The organism is Agrobacterium vitis (genome assembly GCF_013337045.2).
Lineage (GTDB): Bacteria > Pseudomonadota > Alphaproteobacteria > Rhizobiales > Rhizobiaceae > Allorhizobium > Allorhizobium vitis_B.
In genome coordinates, this window is sequence record NZ_CP118260.1 from 610,240 (window position 1) to 627,982 (window position 17,743).

Genomic DNA, 17,743 nt, shown 5'->3' on the forward strand with positions numbered 1-17,743 from the left:
CGCGCATATGATGTTTTTTCTCCTATCGCAATTGTTGGCGTGGGAGCTTTATTTCCGGAAGCAAAAAATGCCGATGAATACTGGAACAATATTGTCAAAGGTAAGGATTGCCTGAAGGACGTGCCGGAGACCCATTGGAAAATCTCCGATTACTACGATCCAAATCCTTCAACGCCTGACAAGACCTATGCGCGCCGGGGCGGCTTCATTCCTGAAACGGCCTTCAATCCAGTCGAGTTCGGTCTGCCGCCGTCTCAGCTCGATGTCACTGACATTCTACAGATCCTTAGCCTCAGCGTCGCCAAGCAGACATTTCTGGATGCGGGCTACGAACATGCCAAGCTGAACCGCGAAAAGACTGGCGTCGTGCTCGGTATTACCGGTGCCAATTCGCTGGTGACGCCGCTAACCTCGCGCCTGCAATATCCGCTGTGGCAGAAGGTTCTGGAGAGCCGGGGCCTTCCCAAGGCCCAGGTTGACGATATCGTCGAGACGTTGAAGCTTGCCTACGCGCCTTGGGAGGAAAACTCGTTCCCCGGCATGTTGGGCAATGTCGTCGCCGGGCGTATCGCCAACCGCTTCGACCTTGGTGGCATCAATTGCACGGTGGATGCGGCCTGCGCCAGTTCGCTGGCGGCTATGCGCATGGCCGTCGATGAGCTGCACAGCGGTCGCGCCGACATGATGCTGACCGGCGGCTGCGACGCCGAAAACACAATCCTGATGTATATGTGCTTTTCCAAGACGCCCGCCTTCAGCAAGAAGGGGGTGATTTCGCCGTTTGATGAGAATTCCGATGGCACGTTGATTGGCGAAGGCATCGGCATGATGCTGCTGAAGCGGCTGGAAGACGCCGAACGCGATGGCGACCAGGTCTATGCCGTCATCAAGGGTCTCGGTTCGGCCAGCGATGGCAAGTTCAAGAGCATTTACGCACCGCGCGCCGCCGGACAAGTCAAGGCGTTGCAACGCGCCTATCAGCAGGCGGGCATCTCTCCTCATGATGTTGACCTGTGGGAGGCCCATGGCACCGGCACGGCGGTGGGTGATGCGACCGAAGTGGATGGTCTCAAGACCTTCCTGAAGAGCTGGGACAATGATGGGTCTTCTTCGCCCATCGCGCTCGGCTCGGTCAAATCGCAGATCGGCCATACAAAGGCAGCAGCGGGGGCCGCTTCCGCCATCAAGGCAGCGCTTGCTTTGCAGCACGGCGTCTTGCCCCCGACCATCAATGTTAACAGGCCGGACCCGAAGCTGGGTCTGGAAGAGACGGCACTCTATCTGAATTCCACGGCGCGTCCCTGGTTCCGCGATCCCAAGACCGCCAAGCGCCGGGTTGGTGTCAGCGCCTTCGGCTTTGGTGGTACGAATTTCCATCTCGTTTTGGAGGAAGCACCACAGACCGCGAAGGCACCGAAGCTGCGCAGCGTCCTGCCGCGACCCATCGTCGTTGCAGCCCCGACGGTTGCGGCTTTGCGCAAGCGTTGTGAAGACCTTCTCACCGCCACAGGCGAAACTGCCTGGCCTTTCGACGTTTCAATCCCTGAAAACCATCCGCGCCTGGGCCTAGTGGCCGCAGACGAGACCAGCCGCCGCGCTCTGTTGAGTGAAGCGATCCAATTGCTCGACAGCCGCCATGCCACAACCGAATGGCGTCATCCAAAGGGCATCACTTTCCGCCCCAGTGCATTTGCAAATGCCAAGCTGGCCGGCCTGTTTGCCGGACAGGGGTCGCAGCATCCCAATATGGGCCGCATGGCTGCGGTCGCCATTCCAGCGCTCGGCGATTTCGTCGGTGCGGCCGATACCTTGTTTGCCAAGGACGGCGCCCAGCCCCTCAGCCAGGTGATGTTCCCGATCCCGGCCTTTGACGATGCGGATCGCAAGGCACAGGAACAGGCCTTGCGCCGCACGCAATATGCCCAAACGGCAATTGGCGCACTGTCGGCAGGTCACTATCGCTGGCTGCAAAATCTTGGCCTCAAGCTGGAAGCGGTGGCTGGCCATAGCTTCGGCGAATTGACGGCGCTTTGGGCCTCCGGGGCCTTGAGCGATGCCGATTTTTCAAGCCTGGCCAAGGCGCGTGGCGATGCCATGGCTGCCGTGACCGGCGATGGTGCTGGTACGATGACGGCTGTCAAAGCCGGGCGGGAGCAATTGGAAAGCCTGATTGCCGCCACCAAGGGCAGCGTTCATTTCTGCAATTTGAATACGCCGAAGCAGACCGTGGTTGGCGGTGCAGTCGAGGCCATCGAGAAATTCGAAGCCGACCTCAAGGCCGCCTCCATCGGCTTTGTCCGGTTGAATGTTGCCGGGGCGTTTCACACGCCGCAGGTTGAAGGCGCTGTCACCGCATTTGCCGAGCGGATCGACCAGACCAGTTTTGCCGTGCCGCAGATCCCGGTTTATGCCAATCGCAATGGCAAGCCCTATGCTGCATCGGCTGCGGATGTTGCCGCTCAACTCAAGGGGCAGTTGCGCGAGCCGGTCGAATTCGTCAAGATCATTGAGCAGATGTATGCCGATGGCATCCGCGTGTTCATCGAGTTCGGCCCGCGCTCGACGCTGTCGAAAATGACCGCCGATATTCTCGGCGACCGGCCCCATCTGGCAATCGCGCTTGACCATGGTCAGCCCGACAAGGCGGATGCCGGTCTTATCGAAGCGGTGGTGGATCTGGCGGTTGCCGGTATTGCACTTGAAAGCCCGGTCGGGACCGAAGGCCTTATCGAGGCTCCGGCCAAGAAGGGCGAGATCAATCTCAATGGCATGAATTACGTCTCACCGTCCCGCAAGGAGGCCTTTGCCAAGGCGCTGGCCAATCCGGTTGTGGTTGCCCCTAAACCGGTTCCCACGCCGCCACAGCCTGTCGCCGCAAAGCCGCTGGCTGCTGCCCCAGCTCCTGTCCGTTCGGAACCAGCAAAGCCAGTCGCTGCAAATGTCGCGTTCGGCGTTCCTGCGCCATCCCCGGCGCTCTCAATTAAAGCGGCATCCGTGCAAAAGCCGTCCGAGCCTTTGGCACCCAAACAAGCCGTTGCCCTGACGGCGCCTGCCTCCAGATCGTCATTTGCGGAGAAACCCATGTCCATCCTGAAGAATGAATCCTCGTCTGAGCCAGCCGTGGCTCTCGGTGGCGGCGATATCGTCGCTGAATTGGCGCGGTCCAATGGCGAATTGCATCGCGAATATCTCAAGTTCGAGCAAAGCGCCTTGCAAGCCCTGGTGCACAATGCAGGCGAGTTGAGCGCCGCGCATGTGGATATGCTCTGCGAGATCCACGAGGAAACCAACCTCACCCATCGGGAATTCATGCGCAGCCTGCCCAGCCTGTTTCTTGGTCAGGGCGAACTGCCCGTTGCTCGCGTCAGGACGGTTGAGCATGAGCCTGCAAGGCATGAACCGGTCAAGCGGATGATCGAAACCGCTGTCGCCCATGCCGCACCTGTTGCCGCCGCCAAACCTGCGGTCGCAGCCCCGGCATTTGCGCCGGTTGCCGCCCCGGTTCAGGCCCCAGTCGCCAAACCGGTTGCCGTGGCCCCGTCGGCTCCTGTCCCCGCAAAGCCTGTTGCTGCGCCGGTTTCACAGGCCGCGGCTCCTGCTGCCGCATCCGCTGCGCCAGCAGCAGTTGTCCGCGATACCTTGCTGGCTGTCGTCAGTGAAAAGACCGGCTATCCCGCAGAAGTCATCGACCTCGACATGGATCTCGAAGCCGATCTCGGTATCGACTCGATCAAGCGTGTGGAAATCCTCGGCTCGCTGAAAGAGCGCCTGCCGCAGATGGCGGAGCTTTCCCCTGATCGTATGGGTGAGCTGCGCACACTGGCCCAAATTCTCGAACTGGCAGGCTCTGCGTCCCCGGCGCTTCAAGCCTCTGCCACTCCGGCCGCGCAGCACGCCGCTGCGTCCATCGTCGCCCCGACACCAGTGGCATCCGCCCCGGCTGTCGCGGCCGGAGCCATCCGGGAAACCTTGCTGGCGGTTGTCAGTGAAAAAACCGGTTATCCCGCCGATGTCATTGATCTCGAGATGGATCTCGAAGCCGATCTCGGTATTGACTCGATCAAGCGCGTCGAAATCCTCGGCTCGCTGAAAGAGCGTTTGCCGCAAATGGCCGAACTTTCTCCTGATCGCATGGGTGAGTTGCGCACGCTGGCCCAAATTCTGGAACTGGCTGGTTCCGCCGCTCCTGCTCCGGTCGCACAGCCCGCCGCCGTCTCTATCGCTACTCCCGTATCGGCGGCGACCTCTCCTGCTGTTGCGGCCGGAGCTGTGCGGGAAGCCCTGCTGTCTGTCGTCAGCGAAAAGACCGGTTATCCCTCGGATGTCATCGACCTCGACATGGACCTCGAAGCCGATCTTGGCATCGACTCGATCAAGCGTGTGGAAATCCTCGGCTCGCTCAAAGAGCGTCTGCCGCAAATGGCCGAACTTTCGCCTGATCGTATGGGTGAATTGCGCACGCTGGCCCAAATTCTGGCATTGGCCACCGAAGGTGCGGTCACGGATGCGCCTGCTGCCCCGGCGGCTGCACCTGTCCCGGCATCTGTCGTCGTCCCGGCGCTCGCTCCGACACAGGCACTTGTTCCTGAAACTGCCGGACTGCCCGCTGGCGCTGTCCGCGAAGCACTTCTCGCCGTCGTCAGTGAAAAGACCGGCTACCCAACCGATGTCATCGACCTCGATATGGACCTCGAAGCTGATCTCGGCATCGACTCGATCAAGCGCGTGGAAATTCTCGGCGCCTTGAAGGAGCGCCTGCCGCAAATGGCGGAGCTTTCCCCTGATCGTATGGGTGAATTGCGCACCTTGGCCCAAATTCTGACCCTTGCCGAGGGGGAGGCTTCAAACGCTGGGGAGCCCCAGCAGAAAGAGGCAGCTCTCGCTTCTTTTAAGGATGGTGACGATCTGATCGGGCGCGGTGTCGTCACCCTTTTGCCAGCTCCGCTCGATCTGGTGACGCAGCAGGCTTTTCAAAAGGGAGCAAAATTTCTACTGACCGGTACCGATGATGCCCTGATCCTTGCCCTTCAGAAGGGATTGAAAAGCAAGGGTATCGAAGCTGTCTGGCTGCGGTTCGAAGGTAAGGTCTCCTCGAAGTCTGGTCCGCAATTGGCGGCTGGCAAGGACGAAGCCGAGCTGAAACAGCAATTCGAAGCTCAGGGTCCATGGGATGGGGTGATCTATGTTCACCCCAAGACAATCGACAACGCGCTTCCCGGCGCTGAAAGTGATGCATCGGTTCTCTGGCTGAAACGGGCCTTGCTGCTCGCCAAGTTGTCGATCACGCCGCTCACGGCGCGGGCTTCCCAGGGTCGCACGGTGTTCATGACGCTGTCGCGGATGGATGGAGCCCTTGGCTACCGGGACGGCAGCCTTGCAACGGTCGCGGCGGGTGCCTTGTCCGGCCTGGTCAAGACCTATGCCGCCGAAGCACCCCATATCTTTGCCCGCGCCGTCGATATTGCGCCGCAGATCGAAGATGCTACCGCTGCCGATCTGCTGGTGCAGGAAGTGTTCGATGCTCGCCACAGCATTACCGAAATCGGTGTTGACGGGCAGGGGCGCTGGAAGCCTTCCATCGAGGCGATTTCCTCCAGTGATGCCGTGACCGTTGCCGATCCCGATGAATTGTTCATCGTCACCGGTGGTGCCCGGGGTGTGACAGCCGATTGCGTGTTGGCCTTAGCCTCTGCCGCTCCTCGCCGCTTCCTCCTGCTGGGTCGCTCCGCGCTTGAAGCCGAACCGGCCTGGGCTGCAGGTCTCGAAACCGACGCGCAATTGAAGGGCGCAGCCCTTGCCGCACTGCGCGAAGGGAAAGCGCCGGTGACACCGAAGCTGATCGATCAGACAGTGCGTGGGGTTCTGGCGGGCCGTGAAATCCGCCACTTGCTGGCCGCGCTTGAAAAGCTCGGCAGCCATGCCAGCTATCTGTCGCTCGATATTTCCTCTCCGGCGATTTCCAGCCTCGGCGATCACCCCGAAATTCAGAAGGCCGCGAAAATCAGCCTTGTGCATGGGGCTGGCGCGCTTGCCGATGCGGCGATTGCCCAGAAGAAAATCAGCGAAATGGACCGTGTCTTCACGCCGAAAATTTTCGGTCTGGCCGGTCTGATCAAGGCGCTGACGGGCAAGCCCTTCCACCGCGTTCTGCTGTTTTCCTCGGTTGCCGGTCTGTTTGGCAATCCGGGTCAGGCCGATTACGCCATGGCCAATGAAATGCTCAACCGCTTCGCCGCCAGCCAGTCGGTGAAGGGTGTCGATGTCAGGGCGATCAATTGGGGCCCGTGGCTTGGCGGCATGGTGACGCCGGAAATCCGCGATATCTTCATGAAACGCGGCGTTCCGATCATCCCACGCGATATCGGTGGTCAGTTCTTTGCCCGGGAAACCGCCATGCCTCTGCCAGCAACCGGCGCAGTCCTGGTGGGTGGGTTGAAGCCGATCAATGCCCGCTTCGTCCCCTTTGCCGAATTGCCACAGGCACCGAGGCGGCTGGCGCTGAGCGGCCACGACTGGACGAAGTCCTTGCTGTTGGCCGATCATCAGATCAAGGGACGTCCTGTCGTACCAGCCGCCTTCGTACTTGGCCTCGTTGCGGATGGATTGGAAAGCCTGCTTCCAGGCTGGACATTCTCGGGCTTCGATCAGTTCAACGTGTTGAACGGCCTTGTCATCAACAAGGATTGGCGCGGTGATTTCGAACTGTCGCTCAGCGCACTCCGCGCCGAGACGGAAGAAACCATCCGGCTGGATGTGATGCTGGCCGATGGGTCTGGTCGCCCACGCTACAAGGCGGATAATATCCTGCTGCGCAAGGCCGCCTTCATGCCGCCACAGCCGGGCAAAGCTCTGCCTTCGCTGGAACCCTCGACACCTGCCAATGGCTTCTATACGGACGGCACGCTGTTCCATGGCGAGAGCCTGCAAATGCTCAAGACCTACAGGAAGCTGGAAACCGCGAGCTACCTGTTCCGCATCGCCCAGCCCGCGGCCATCCATAGTGCGGCACTGAACGGATTTGCTGACAGCACATTGCTGGATGCTGTCTCTGTCGATGCGGTGCTGCAAGCAGCGCTGGCCGCAACGCGGCTGGAAGCTGATAGCCCAAGCCTGCCGATGCGGCTTGGATCGGCGACGCTGACGAGCCGCCCTGAACCTGGATCAGATTGGCTGATTGCCGCCCGCCTCAAGGCCAGCCGCGCCCAGGAACTGGATTGGGAACTGACGGGCTATGACCTTGATGGCCGCTTGCAGATGCAATTGGTGGCCACCACGGTCAAGCGTGACGAGGCGCAGTCTGGCGCGCAGGGATCAAAATCCGTCGAGGCTGTTAAATGAGCCGCATCGCGATCACCGCCCTGTCGCTCTGCTTTCCAGGTGCCAACGACCTGGATAGTTATTGGCGCAACCTCCTTGCAAAAAACGACTCCCGCTCGACGGGCGGGGTCAAGGACTTCCGGATCGACCCTTTCTATCTCAGGGATAGTCAGGAGGATGTTGATCAGGTTCGCTGGCTCCGCGGCGGCTTCGTCGATCTGGACGAGGTGACCAAGGGCCTTGCAGATGAAGGCGGCGATGGCCTCGATCTGCCTTGGCAATTGGCCCGACGGGTTGCCGAAGAGGCCTTGCAGACCAGCAGGCTTGGCGAGCGGGTCGATCTTGGCCGGGTTGGCATGGTGCTTGGTAATTATACCTTCCCGACCTTCGCCTCCAACAATGCCGTTGTCCCGGTCTGGGAGCGGGAAATAGCCGCAGGGCTGGAAGACGGTCTCGGGCTTTCGTCCGGGACGTTGGTGGACACGTCTTTGACGGCACCACCCGCCGAACATGGTGTGCTCAGCGCCGATGGCATCTATGCCGTAACACGAGGCTTGAGCCTCGGCGGCCCAAGCTTTAGCCTTGATGCTGCGTGTTCTTCCTCCCTTTACGCCATCGAACTTGCGTCCAGTTATCTGCGGAGCGGACAGGCCGATGCCATGCTGGCGGGGGGCGTCTGCCTGCCCGACCCTTGGCTGATCCATGTCTCCTTCGGCGATCTCGGTGCCTTTCCGAATAATGGCGTCAGCCAGCCCTTCGACAGCACGTCGGATGGTATCGTCACGGGTCAGGGTGCCAGCGTCGTCGTGCTGCGGCGGCTGGAAGATGCGCTGCGCGACAATGACATCATCCTCGCTGTCATCGAAAGTGTCGGCCTCTCCAATGACGGCACGGGTCAGCATATGCTTGTCCCCAATGCCGATGGCCAGCGGCTGGCCTATCAGCGCGCCTATGCCCGCACCGGCGTGCAGCCTGAAGAGATCGATTACGTCGAATGCCATGCCACCGGCACGCCGCTTGGCGACCGCACAGAACTGACATCGCTGCAACGCTTTTTCGGTGCGGATAAGCAGCATTTCCCGCTGATCGGTTCGGTCAAGGCCAATGTCGGCCATCTTCTGACTGTGGCAGGCATGAGCAGTCTGGCCAAGGTTATCTTGGCCATGCAGGAAGGTACCATTCCGGCTACGCCCGGCATTGGAAAACTGCAAAAAAGCATGGACGCGCCGGGCATGGAGCAGCGGCTGGTGGTCGAAAACCAGAGCTGGCCGACACCGGCTGGCAAGCGTCATGCGGCCATTTCCGCCTTCGGCTTTGGCGGCACCAATGCGCATATGATCGTCTCCGATGACCGGACGTTCTCAGGGGAACGGACGCAAGGAGATAATGGCGCGGCAAAAACCCTCCAACCGCCGCCGCTGGAAATCCGGGGCATGGCCGCCCATTACGGCAATGCCGCCAGCCTCCAGGCTTTCGAGGCGGCGTCTTTTGGCGGTGAGCCTGTCTGGGCCGAACCGTCCAATCGTCGCTGGCGTGGCGCTACGGTTACTGCCGATGCGCCACCTCAGGCTGCCATCAACGCCTATGACATTGATTTCCTTCGCAATCGTATCCCTCCTGCCGAAACCGAAGCCTTCAACGCCCAGCAGGGACTGGTGCTAAAGGTGGCCAATGAGGCGCTGTCCGATGCTGGCTATGGCCATATCGGCGAAAAGCGCTCCGCCCGCCCGGTGGCGGTACTGGTGGTGCTGGAGCTGGATCTGAGCGCCCATCTGCGCCGAGGCCGCACGCTGGTGCCGGATTGGATAGACCAGGCGCTGGTGCGGCAGGGTCTTCAGCTCAGCGAGGATGAGCGTCACGGCCTGATCGAGGCCTGCAAACGCGCTGTTCTGGGACCGCTGCGCTCCACGGAAATCACCAGTTATATCGGCAATATCTGCGCCAGCCGCATTGCCTCGCAATGGAATTTCACTGGACCGGTTTTCACGCTTTCGGCTGGAATGCTGGGCGTTGCCTATGCCATTGAACAGGCCGGGTTGATGATTGCCGATGACAAGGCGGAAGCAGCGCTGATTGTCGCGGTTGATCTCAATGCCGGTCTGGAAGCCTATGCGCTGGAACAGGCCGGCTCTGCGGGTGCGAACCCACAAGCCGCCAAATCCTTAGGCGATGGCGCGGGTGCGATATTGCTTGCTCCCGCCGGTTTGGGCGCAAGTGCTGCACCCTATGCGGTACTTGATAACATTTCCATCCGTCATATGGGCAAAGGTGAGGACAGTGCCATTGCGGTTGCACTGGCGACCATTGTCGATGGACACAGCCTTGATCTGATGGACATGGCCGGACAGGTCGGCGGCGATGGGGCGGAACTGGCGGCGGTTGCCACCCATGCTCCCGGTGCGGTCGTCTGCGGCGTTGAACACTTGAGCGGTCATTGCAAGGTTGCCCAGCCCATGGCGGCCTTGATCCGGGCGGCGCTATGCCTTTCGGGCCGTTATCTTCCGGCCACGCCACCGGCCTGGCTGAATGCGGAGGTGAACCAGCCTTTGGCGGTCGCCATCGAACAGGCCGGGCTTGGGATTCTGGCCGAAAGCGTGCCGTGGACGCGCCAGGAGCGGAGCCGTCCGCTTGTGGCGGGCGTGGGTGCCGCTGGACCGTTCGGCAGCTACGCCGCCTTCCGTCTCAGCGAAGCGGTGGTGGAAACCCTGCGCCAGCCGGAAGCCGATTACCCACCCTTCCTGCCGGTCGCAGCCGAGAACCGGGGAGCCCTCGTGGGTGTTCTTGCTACGGTCATCGCGGCACTTGAACAGGGAACGCCATGGCAGGCATTGCAAACCGAAGCCTTAGCCAATCTTCGTGAAAGGCCCAGTGCACGGGTGTTGGTCCTGTCTGGTCGAGATCCGGCGCAATTGCTGACCGAAGCGCGTCAGGCGCAGAAATTCCTGGGTGAAGGCCAAGGGGTGGAGTTCCAGACGCCTGCGGGCAGCTATTTTACCGACCGGCCACAGGGCGCAGAGGGCAAGATCGCCTTCATGTATCCCGGTGGTTTTAACAGCTATCCGCATCTGGGACGCACATTGCTGCGCCGTTACCCCGACAGCCTGCGTGCTTTCGAGCAATTTGTTGATGATCCGGCGGCAACCCTCTGCCATGACCAGCTCTATCCGCGCCACAAGCCCGGGCAGGACGCGACTGTGCGACTGATGCAGACCGAAGCCGGGATGCAGCAGGACATTGCGGCAATGATGAAGACCGGTGTCGGTTTTGCCCTGATGTATACCGCCTTGCTGCGGGACCAGTTCGGTGTGCAGGCCCATGGTGCGCTTGGCTATTCCATGGGCGAAGTCAGCATGTTGTTTGCCAATGGCATCTGGCCGATAGACCAGCATGGCTTGCGCAACGACCTGCCACTGTTCGAAACCTCGATTGGCGGTCCCCGTCAGGCGGTGCGCGACACATTCGATATTGGGCCTGAGGTCCGCGACAATCAGGTCTGGTCGAGTTATGTGCTGCTTGCTCCGGTGGAGACGGTGCGCGACGCGATTGCTCCTCGTTCCGATGTGTTCATCACCCATGTGAATGGCCCCAAGGAAGTGGTGATTGCCGGTCTGCCCGCAGCGGTAACGGCATTGGTCAAGCAATTGGAAGGCTATTCCGCCTATCGCAGCCCGGTCTCACATGTCCTGCATGTGCCGCTGCTGCAAAGGGTCGCGCATCAGATTTCCGCCCTGCACGATCATCCGACCACAGCACCAGCGGACAATCTGCATCTTTATACCACCTCGACCTATGGGCGGATGACGGATTTCAGCCGTGAAGGCCTGTCGCGGACCATTACCGATGTGATGTGCTCTGAGGTGGATTTCGTGCGGCTGGTCGATAAGGCCTATGACGATGGCTACCGGATATTCATCGAATGCGGACCTTCGGCCACATGCAGTCGCTGGGTGAATTCATGCCTCACAGGTCGGGATTATCTGTCGATCAATCTTAACCAGCGTGGGGCCGATGATGGGCGCAGCCTGCTTGCGGCTCTTGCCCGGTTGGTTTCTCACGGTGTCAGGGTCGATCTTACCAGCCTGGTGCCTGGGGCAAAGGCTGAACGTTCCAAAACCGTCATCAGCCTGCAACCGGGCGGTGCGGCTTTGCGTGCCACTGCTGGCGATGCGATCAGGCCGATGGAAACCAAACCCGCTGCAGCGCTGCCATTCACGCCCAGCGCTGTGGCAAGGTCTATTGCTTGGGGGCCGACGGCAGCCTTCATCCTCGAAGGCACCAGCTTTGTCCACGAATTGCTGGATGACGACACCCAAGACGACGTCCAGCCGGACTATCAGCCAGCAAGACCAAATCCCGGTCTTCCATCTCTTTCCCCGAAACCTGTCGAAGCGGATCAACCATTCATGGCCAAGAATATTACCATCAGCCAGGATAAGTCTCAGCGGATCGCCCAGGCTGTCGAAGCCTTTTTGCAGCGCCAGCGCCTCGGCCATCAAACGTTCCTGCAAACCCAGTCCGACCTCGTGCAGATCTGGCGCGAGCATGCCGGAAATGGGGCACACGGAAATGGGGCACATGGGGTACGGCCAGCTCAGCGTAGCCTGTCCCATCCGGCAACCATTGATGCCGCGCCTGCCGTATTGGAGATTGAGGCACCTCAGCCTGTCGCCCTTGCGCCTGCACCCGTTGCGCCGACGCCAGCACCTGTTGCCGTGGCCTCCGTACTGCCTGCCAGCGCCCGTGAAAAGCAGGAAAAGGGCTGGTTTCTGGATGAACAGGATCTATTGACCTTTGCCAGCGGCAAGGTTGCCGATGCCTTGGGCGCGCAATTTGCGCCAATTGATGATTATCCGGTTCGGGTTCGTCTGCCAGCGCCGCCCTATTTCTTCGTGTCGCGGGTCACCAAGGTCGATGCCACGTTCGGGGAATACAAGCCTTGCTCGCTGACAACAGAATATGATGTTCCAGCCGACGCCTGGTATCTGATCGACGGCCAGATGCCTCCAGGCATTGCCGTGGAATCCGGTCAGTCGGATTTGCTGCTGGTTGCGCTGCTGGGCATTGATTTCAAGAACAAGGGTGTCCGCAAATACCGGCTGCTGGATGGGCGGTTGAGCTTTTACGGCCGCCTGCCGCAGGCAGGCAGTACATTGCGCTTTGACATCACCATCGACCGGTTCGTCTGGCAGGGCGATGGCTTGCTGTTCTTCTTCCGCTATGACGGCTATGTCGATGGCGAACTGGCGCTGCAATTGCACAGCGGTTGCGCCGGTTTCTTCACCGAGGATGAGCTGAATGCCGGTGGCGGCGTTGTCATCAAGCAACCGCCCGCAGCCCCGCTCACTCTGGTCAAACCCCTTCTGCCACGGGTGCGCGACACGCTGGAAAAATCCGATCTGGTGGCGCTGTCCGAGGGCCGGATCGGCGAGGTCTTCGGCCCCGGTTCGCAGCATCCGGAAAGCGGCAGCTCCATTCGACTGCCGCCCGAAATGCTGCTGATGATTGACCGTGTCACCGATATCGGCTCCTGGCAGGGCGAACACTATGTCATGGAGGCCGAAAAGAGCTTTGACGCCGATGGCTGGTATTATACCTCGCATTTTGTTGATGATCCGGTCCTGCCGGGGTCGCTGATCGCCGAAGGCGCAACCCAGCTGCTCAAGGTCTATCTGATCGCCAATGGCATGCATCAATGCTTTGCCGATGGGGTGTTTGAGCCGGTCACTCACCGGGAAATGCAGATCACGGTCCGTGGCCAGATCACCCCTGACGTGAAAAAGGTCCACTATAAGCTGTTCATTCAGGAAAGCGCCCTGCTGCCGCGTCCCTATGTGATCGCCGATGTGCTGATCTATGATGAGCATGGCAAGCCGCTGGTGCGTGTGTCCAATCTGGGCTTGCAGGTGGTGGAAAAGCCCGGCGTCTCGGTTGAGCCGCGCTTTGGCGATCCGACCTGGTTCAGCGGACGCAAAACCAAGAGCGGTGAAAAGGTCGTGCTCAATGAAATGAGCATGCACCACGCGGCCAAGGGCGAATTGCGCATCGGTCTCGGCCCGGAATTCAACATTTACGGCGAGGAATTGCGCGCCCCGCATATTCCGAATGGTTGCTTCCAGTTTGTCGATCGCTGCCTGGAAACCACAGGCACGCGCGGCCAGTTGGTCCCCGGTGCCGTGATGGATACCGAATATGATGCGGCTGCCGACAGCTGGTATTTCCAGGAAAACAGCCATCCGCATATCCCGAATTTCGTGGTGCTGGAATCGGCGCTTCAGGCAGCCATTCTCAATGGCTATGCGCTGGGGCCAACCCTGAAATATCCCGATAAGGAATATTCGATCCGCAATCTGGATGGCACGGCGGTCTATCTTTCCGACCCGGATGTGCGCGGCAGGACGATCCGCCACAGCCAGAAACTGCTCAGCAATGCGATGGTGACGGATTCGATCCTGCAAAACTTCGACTTCAACCTGAAGGTTGATGGTCAGCCTTTCTATCAGGGCCAATCTTCCTTCGGCTACTTCACCAAGCGGGCGCTGGAAAACCAGCTTGGCCTTGACCAGGGCAAGCTCAGCAAGTTCTGGCTGGAGGAAAACAGCGCGAAAGCCGAGGAATTCGATCTTCTGAACCCGGCCTCCGCGCATCTGTTTGCCGGTACAGCGGACAAGCCCCATTGGCGGCTGCCGCCCGGCCATCGGTTCCGGCTGCTGCATCAGGCAAGCCTGGTGCGCGAGGGCGGCAAGTTCGGCCTCGGCTATGTCAAGGGCGAGCGGACGATTGATGCGGGCGAATGGTATTTCACCAACCATTTCCACCGCGATCCGGTCATGCCCGGCTCGCTTGGATTGGAGGCCATCCTGCAAGCCATGCAGCTCTTTGCCATCCAAACAGGTTTGGACGCGGGGATTGCCAATCCACGCTTCGGCATTGCGGTCGGCGTGCCGGTCAATTGGCGCTATCGCGGCCAATTGCTGCGCACTGACAAGCGCATGGGCCTCGAAGTGCATATCAAGGAAATCCGCCGGGAAGGCGAAGGTCTGGTGGTGATTGCCGATACCGATTTGTTCAATGACCGGCTGCGTATCTATGAAGCGCTGTCGATGAGCATTTCCATCAAACCGGCTTAATCCGAGGAGGATATCATGACGATCAATGCACGATTTGAAGACGCCTCCGCAACGCCTGCTATTGTCTGGGATACCCCGTCAATCCGTCGGCAATTGCAGAAATTGGATCAGCCCGGCGCGGTGGTCAGCGATGGCACCCGGCTTGGGGTGACCTCGGAACTGGAGCCGCTGGAAGCCGGTTTCAAAGTGGTCTGCCGCTACCCAGCCCTGGCGCCAAGTGCGCTGGGGGACCCGGATTTTCTGGCCCGCTACGATCTCAGCTTCCCCTATATGGCAGGCGCGATGGCCAATGGCATCGCCTCGCCGGACCTGGTGATTGCGCTGGCGCAGCAGGGGTTTCTGGCAAGCTACGGTGCGGGCGGGGTCCGGCTGGAGCAGGTCGATCAGGCGCTGGCCAAGATTACCTCGGCGCTTCAGGGTGCGCCGTTTTCGGTCAATCTTATCCATAGCCCCAGTGAACCGGCCATGGAAAACGGCCTGATCGATATTCTGCTGCGCTATGGTGTCACCATTGTCGAAGCCTCCGCCTTCATGGGGTTGACGCCTGCACTGGTGCGCTACCGGGCGCTTGGCCTTCGCCGCCGCGAGGATGGCAGCATCGATATCGGCCATCGGCTGATCGCCAAGGTCTCTCGCTCGGAAGTGGCCTCGGTCTTTATGGAGCCAGCGCCGGAAAACATCTTGAAAAAGCTGCTGGCCCAGGGTGTGATCAGCGAGGAACAGGCCGCATTGGCGGCCCAGGTGCCGATTGCCGACGACATTACCGCTGAAGCCGATTCCGGTGGGCATACCGACCGCAGGCCGCTGGTCGTGCTGCTGCCGATCCTGCTGCGGCAGGCGCAGAAAGTGGCTGAGAAGAATGGTTATGCCAAGCCGATCCGCATCGGTGTCGGCGGGGGGCTTGGCTCGCCCAAGGCAATCGCCGCTGCCTTTGCAACGGGTGCCGCCTATGTGGTGACTGGTTCGGTCAACCAGGCGTGCCAGGAATCCGGCTCATCGCCTTCGGTGCGCGCCCTTCTGGCCAAATGCGGCTTTGCCGATACCACGATGGCACCCGCCGCCGACATGTTCGAGCTGGGGGTGGAGTTGCAGGTCTTGAAGCGCGGCACGCTGTTCGCCAGCCGCGCCAAGATGCTCTACGATCTCTATCGCCGCTATGACAGTCTGGATGCTCTGCCGGAACCGGTGGTGCAAGAGCTGGAGCAGAAACTGTTCAAGCAGAGCCTTGCCGATGTCTGGCGGATGACGGCGGATTATTTTGTCGGCCGCGACCCCAAACAGGTCACGGAGGCAGAGGCCGATCCGAAGCGCAAGATGGCGCTGGTGTTTCGCGCCTATCTCGGCAAGGCATCCCATTGGGCCAATGCCGGGGAAGAGGGCCGCCAGATCGACTACCAAATCTGGAGCGGTCCGGCGATTGGTGACTTCAACGAATGGACGGCTGGCACCTATCTGGAACAGCCGGAGGGACGCCGAGTGGTGGATGTCGCCACCCATCTGTTGCAGGGCGCGGCCTTTGAGACGCGGTTGCATTGGTTGGCCATGGCCGGTGTTCGCTTCCCCCATCCGATGTCCTATGAGATTGCGCCGCTATGACAACATCTGCCTCCTATCTTAACCGGTTGCGGACGCTGTTGGGCGATCCGCTTGAAGACGACCACCCCTTTTCCTTCGCCACTGCCGTGAAGGCTGATCTTGACGGCGATAGTCTCGACCTTCAGGCAACGGCACTGGTCGAGTCCGGCTTTATCCGGCAGATTATTCCAGCCCATTGGAATACGGGCGGGGAATTGGTGGATCTGGAAGCGGTGCTTGAAATGGCGCGCCTTCTGGCGGGTCGTAATCCATCGCTTATGCCCCGGCTGATGTATTCCATCGGGGCCATCACCGTGCTCGATCTGGCTGGCACCGAGGCGCAGCGCAAGATCTTTTCGGACTGGCTGCTCGCGGGCAACAGCATTGCCCTTGCCGTCAACGAACCCGGCATTCGCAGCGATCTGATCAACAACCAGACAAAGGCGGAACGTCAGGGTGACTGGTATGTGATCAATGGCCGCAAATGGCTGGTTGGTCAGGCCGAAAAGGCGCGGGCCTTGATGGTTATGGCCAAGACGGGTGCAGGCGGACCGGCGGCCTTCTCGCTGTTTCTGATCGACCGGCAGCCACAATGGGAATCCACCCTGCCGCATCCGCGCGCAGAGCTGTCCGGCATGCGCGGCATTGATGTCGCCGATGTCGATATCGACGTGGCCTGTGTCAATGCTGCAAACCGGGTGGGCGGCGAGGGCGAAGGCATCGAACTGGTGTTTCGCGCCGAATCCGTCATCAAGCTTCTGTCGATTGGTGCCATGCTCGGCCCCTGCGAAAGCGCCTTGCGGTTGACCTATGGCGAGATAGCCAAACAGGCGAATGGTGGCCATCCGCACCAGCATTTCCTACTGGCGGGTGCCTATGCCGATTACCGGATCATGGACAGTGTCGCAAAGGCTGCGGCCCGCTTCGCGTCTTTCCGTCCTCAGCATTTTCCGGTGGCGGCGGCGGTGGCCAAGCAGATCGCTCAGGAATTCAGCAGCCGGATTTTCACCAGCCTGATGGCAGCCCTGGGTGCCCGGTCTGTGCTGGCGGAGGAGCCGGTCTCGGCGATCCTTCAGAAATTGCGACGCGACGGTGAAGTGGCGCAATATATGGATATCAATCCGCAGGTTAATCTCGGCATGCTGGCCAATCAATTGCCCAGTCTAACGAAGCGCCGCTCCAAACTGGAGCCGGGTCTTGCCGATGCGCTGTTTTCGCAATTGCAGGCGGAGCTGTCACCGTCGTCGCCTTGCCCGGCCATGGTGCTTGCCAAAGTGCCGATGCTGAACAGGGCAGGCGAGCCATTGACGGATCTGTTGCCCGGGCTTGCTGACCGCTTTGCCAAGGCGGCATCCGAGCAGGATCGTGCGGTGGTGGACGCGCTGCATGAGGCAGAAGCACGTTTTGCCAGCCTGGAAGAGGGCATGGCTGAACTGCTGGCCCTGCGCCAGGGTGAACGACCGGAAGCCGTCAATGCCGGGGCGCAATTTGCAAGGCTCTATGCCGTGTCCTGCTGCGCGCTATCGGCACTGGCTGAAGGCGGGGATGCGCTTCTGCCCTTCATGCTGCAACGCCTGTTGGCCGGTGATCGCTATGCCTTCGGCGGAGAAGATCAGTTCTACCAGGCGGCCTGGCATAGTCTCGCTGACGCTATGGGGCCCGCTGAAGAGGTTTACGACGATGGAAGGCGGCACGCTGCGGTTTAGCGGTGGTCGAATATTTTT

General features: G+C 60.5%; 4 protein-coding genes. All 4 read left to right on the top strand.

The genetic code is table 11. The features are described 5' to 3' along the window. Nucleotides 1-39 precede the first annotated feature (39 nt). From G6L01_RS20520 to G6L01_RS20535, 4 genes are read left to right on the top strand one after another with little or no spacing between them, the layout of a single operon-like run. Complete coding sequence (locus G6L01_RS20520; RefSeq protein WP_174089300.1) at nucleotides 40-7,338, top strand: type I polyketide synthase; 7,299 nt, start codon at nucleotides 40-42, stop codon at nucleotides 7,336-7,338. Beyond that, complete coding sequence (locus G6L01_RS20525; protein WP_070165430.1) at nucleotides 7,335-14,444, top strand: beta-ketoacyl synthase N-terminal-like domain-containing protein; 7,110 nt, start codon at nucleotides 7,335-7,337, stop codon at nucleotides 14,442-14,444. The genes G6L01_RS20520 and G6L01_RS20525 overlap by 4 nt, the downstream gene beginning before the upstream one ends. Nucleotides 14,445-14,459: 15 nt before the next feature. Next, nucleotides 14,460-16,040: a PfaD family polyunsaturated fatty acid/polyketide biosynthesis protein gene (locus G6L01_RS20530; RefSeq protein ID WP_070165431.1), complete on the top strand. Its 1,581-nt coding sequence runs from the start codon at nucleotides 14,460-14,462 to the stop codon at nucleotides 16,038-16,040. Then, nucleotides 16,037-17,725: an acyl-CoA dehydrogenase family protein gene (locus G6L01_RS20535; RefSeq protein WP_070165432.1), complete on the top strand. Its 1,689-nt coding sequence runs from the start codon at nucleotides 16,037-16,039 to the stop codon at nucleotides 17,723-17,725. The genes G6L01_RS20530 and G6L01_RS20535 overlap by 4 nt, the downstream gene beginning before the upstream one ends. The last annotated feature ends 18 nt before the right edge of the window (nucleotides 17,726-17,743 follow it).

What these genes read in the sequence shown, in the direction of transcription:
- G6L01_RS20530 (WP_070165431.1), top strand. Translation starts at nt 14,460, where the DNA reads ATGACGATCAATGCACGATTTGAAGACGCCTCCGCAACGCCTGCTATT.
- G6L01_RS20535 (WP_070165432.1), top strand. Translation starts at nt 16,037, where the DNA reads ATGACAACATCTGCCTCCTATCTTAACCGGTTGCGGACGCTGTTGGGC.
- G6L01_RS20525 (WP_070165430.1), top strand. Translation starts at nt 7,335, where the DNA reads ATGAGCCGCATCGCGATCACCGCCCTGTCGCTCTGCTTTCCAGGTGCC.